2 protein-coding genes are annotated in these 3,749 nt (G+C 67.9%); one reads left to right on the forward strand and one right to left on the reverse strand.

All coding sequences use genetic code 11. The annotated features are described in order from the left end of the window. Window positions 1-403: 403 nt before the first annotated feature. A complete protein-coding gene (locus tag CM1CMNOD_RS00195) occupies window positions 404-1,675 on the reverse strand; it encodes an ATP-binding protein (protein WP_013871649.1) in 1,272 nt (423 codons plus the stop codon). Between the two features lie 325 nt (window positions 1,676-2,000). Here CM1CMNOD_RS00195 and CM1CMNOD_RS00200 point away from each other — a divergent pair, with 325 nt between their 5' ends. Next, on the forward strand, window positions 2,001-3,458 hold the full coding sequence (locus tag CM1CMNOD_RS00200) for an AAA family ATPase (RefSeq protein WP_013871650.1): 1,458 nt from the start codon (window positions 2,001-2,003) through the stop codon (window positions 3,456-3,458). The last annotated feature ends 291 nt before the right edge of the window (window positions 3,459-3,749 follow it).

Raw genomic sequence — 3,749 nt, forward strand, 5'->3', positions numbered from 1 at the left:
GGCGAGGCGGTCATCCGCTCCGGCTGCCCTCCTGGCAAGCAAGATGCGCTCTCCCACTCCCGCAGCAGGGCAGTGGAGCTAACGTCCTGTGATCGCCCTACCCTTGACCAGACTGCTTCGGGGGGCATGGTCAGTAGACGGGGTGACACTTCATTGAATCCTTGAGCCGGGAGACCACGCATCGACTTCCGAATGCACCAGATTCGGACCAATGAACCGGATCCGCCGGGCGTGACGCCGAAGCCACACCAGGCACCGCGCGGCGTAGGAGCCGATCCACGACTACCGGCGCGGCACACCCGGGAAGAAGAGAATCATGAACCCTGGCGTCGTGTTCACCATGAGCCACAAAGGGCAGCCTGCAATCTGTCGAAGCGTTGCCACAGGCTCCCGGATCTGGCTGCTATGGGGTCCAGATCGTATCGACGGGCAGGATGTGCAGGCGGTCCTCGAACGTGTACGAGCGTGCTCCCAGGTAGAACACGACACCGGCTGTGAACGCGTCGCCGGTGGTGTCACGGAGTTTGCGAAGCGGGGCGAAGTCCTCACCCGGTACCCGGCCAGCCGCTTTGACCTCGAATGCCACCAGCGCCCCGTCATCGCGTTCGACAACAAGGTCGACTTCGTCGCCGTCGCGGGTGCGCCAGTGACCGGCACCGCCGACCCAGTCCGTCCAGGATGCCTGTTTGAGCAGCTCGGTGACGACGAACGTCTCCAGCAGATGCCCGAACTCGGTGAGCGCGGTCGGGTTGCGGGCGACCAGCTTCCGTGGCGTCAGCCGCAGCAGCCGAGCCGCCACCCCGGAGTCCAGGATGTGGATTTTCGGCGACGCCGTGGACCGTGCGGTAAGCGTGTTCCCCCACGCCGGAAGCCGGTAAAGCAGGAACACCGCCTCAAGCAGCCGTAGATAGCTGTACGCGGTCCTCTCGTCGAGACGGACACTCGACGCGGCCCGGGCGATGTTGAGTACCTGCGCGGTCTGGCCCGCCAGCCGCTCGAACAGGACCGGCAATGAAGCCGCCTGGCGGATCCTGGCGAGCTCCCCCACGTCGCGTTCAAGGCTGAGCCGGATGTAGTCGTCAAGCCAGCGGCTCCGCGAAGCGAGCGAGGCCCGCGCGAGCGCCGACGGGAATCCGCCTGCCGTAACGCTGTCGATGTACTCCTCACGGCTGGTCACCGACGGCCGGGCCGCAGCCACGGCGGCGGCCGGGTCGGCGAACAGGTCCTCCAACAGGTGCTCGTGAACCCCCCGGAGCTCACCCTGCGACAGCGGATAGACCGGCAGCCGGTGCAGACGGCCAGTGAGCGCCTGCGCAGCCTGGGGCAACGCCTCGTGACGTGCCGAGCCCGTCAGGACGAAGCGACCGGGCCGGCCGTCACGGTTGAGCTCAGCCTTGATCGCGTCAAGGGCAAGCGGGACGTGCTGGTACTCGTCGATACAGACCGGTCGTGGGCCCGCGACGAACGTGCCCGGGTCCCGGGCCACCGCGTCGCGCACGGCCACGTCGTCCAGGTCGACTAACTCCGCGCCGACCTCACCGGCGAGATTTCTGAGCAGGGTCGACTTGCCCACCGACCGGGGGCCCTGGAGAAGGACCACGGGCTCCTCGAGCATCCGGCTCGCGACGATGGGCGCAAGCTGCCGTGGCACCAGGCCGCGCAACCGTGTACTCACAGCCGAAACTCTATCTGATCTACGGATCCGTCGGGGGTCGAGCTACGGATCCGCCGAGGGTTGAGTTACGGATCCGTCGGGGGTTAAGCTACGGATTTGGAGGGAGTTGAGCTACGGATCCGCCGGGGCTTGTCGCGCCGAGGCCGGAGGTGCCAGGCGCTGCCGGCCGGCGCGCACGATCGTCCTGCCGTTCCCCGGGCGTAGGCCCTTCCCGCCTGCCGGGAGCCTGCGGACGGACACTGTCCGTGATGGTTTCGACTGCCCAGGCGATCCCTTCGGTAGTATGTATCTATGTAGATGGCATCTACATAGATGGGATTCAGGTGTGACGACGGGTTTTGTCGGACGAGCGGCCGAGCTCGCTCTCCTACGGAAACGGCTGGACCGGGTCGCCGCCTCGCATTCCGGGGCGGCACTCGCCATCCGAGGCCGCCGCCAGGTGGGCAAGTCACGCCTCGTGCAGGAGTTCTGCGATCAGGCCGGCGTCCCCTACCTGTTCTTCACCGCCACCAAGGGGGCCTCACCGGTCGAATCGGCGGCCGCCTTCTTCGCGGACCTGAAGGAATCGTCCCTGCCGACCGATCGTGAACTCGTCCCCGCACGATCCACGGGAAGCTGGCCGGACGCCTTCCGCGTCCTCGCCTCGGTCCTGCCGGGCGCACCGACGATCGTCGTCCTCGACGAGCTCCCCTGGCTCGCCGAACAGGACGACCTGTTCGACGGCGCGCTGCAGACAGCCTGGGACAGGCTGCTCGCCGGACGGCCGGTGCTCCTGCTGCTGCTCGGCAGCGACATCCACATGATGGAACGGCTCACCGCCTACGACCGCCCGTTCTTCGGCCGGGCCGACAACCTCGTCCTCGGCCCCCTCAACCCGCTGGAGACCGCTCGCGCCCTCGGCCTGGACGCGGCCGACGCCATCGACGCCCACCTGATCTCCGGCGGGCTGCCCGGCATCCTGCGAAGCTGGCCGCACGCGACCCCGCCGCTGCCCTTCCTGGAACAGGAATGCGCCGACCCGGCCTCGCCGCTGTTCAGCGTGCCGGAGTCCACGCTGATGGCCGAATTCCCCACGCCCGACCAGGCGCGGCGCGTCCTCGAAGCGGTGGGCAGCGGGGAGCGCACCCATGCCAACATCGCCGCGGCGGCGGGCGGCCGGCAGGGTGCTCTGCGTTCGGGGTCGCTGTCGCCGCTGCTGCGCCGGCTTGTCGAGGAGAAGCGGGTGCTCACCGTCGACGAGCCCCTCTCGACACAGCCCGGCAGGCCCGCGCTGTACCGGATCGCCGACAGCAACCTGCGGCTGTACCTCGGCGTCCTGCGATCCGCTCACGAGCAGGCGCGCCGCGGACGGCCCGAAGCGGCCTTCCGGCTGGTGCAGCGCCGCTGGTCGGCGTGGCGGGGCAGTGCGGTCGAGCCGCTGGTCCGCCAGTCGCTCGAGCTCGCCGCGACCGCGGGCCGACTGCCCTGGCCCGACGTCGAAGCGGTCGGCGGCTGGTGGAACCGCCGGTTCGACCCCGAGGTCGACCTGGTCGGAGCCGACCGCTCCCCCGTCGCGAAGCGCATCCACTTCGCCGGGTCGATCAAATGGCTCGCCACCCCGTTCGACGACCACGACCTCGCGGAACTCACGCGAAGCGCGGCCGAGATACCCGGTTTCACCCCCGGCGACACAGGGCTGATCATCGTGTCCCGCTCCGGCACCGGCCCACGTCTGGATCCGGCCAGGGCGAATCTCGTACAGGATCCGTCCGACCTTCTCTCAGCCTGGCAACCAGCGACCTGACCGGACGACAAAGCTGGTCAGAGGGTGTTTACGCGTTCAGAACACCCTCGGTCTGTCGGTGGATCGAGGGTGAGAAGGTGCCGGGCGTTCCTCGATGGTTCGGGGGAGTCAACGGTCCATAGAAACGGGGGAATAAAGTTCCAGATCTGAGGGAAAATCAGCTCTCATGTGACGGAGACTCCCATGGCGGACTTCCCCGACGACAGGGGAGCGGACACCTTCGCCCGCGAGCTACCACTGGCGATAGTGCCAACAGACCGTAATCGCCTAATGACAAGACCGACGTTGTTC

It is taken from the genome of Protofrankia symbiont of Coriaria myrtifolia, from assembly GCF_900634755.1.
In the GTDB taxonomy this organism is placed as follows: Bacteria; Actinomycetota; Actinomycetes; order Frankiales; family Frankiaceae; genus Protofrankia; species Protofrankia coriariae.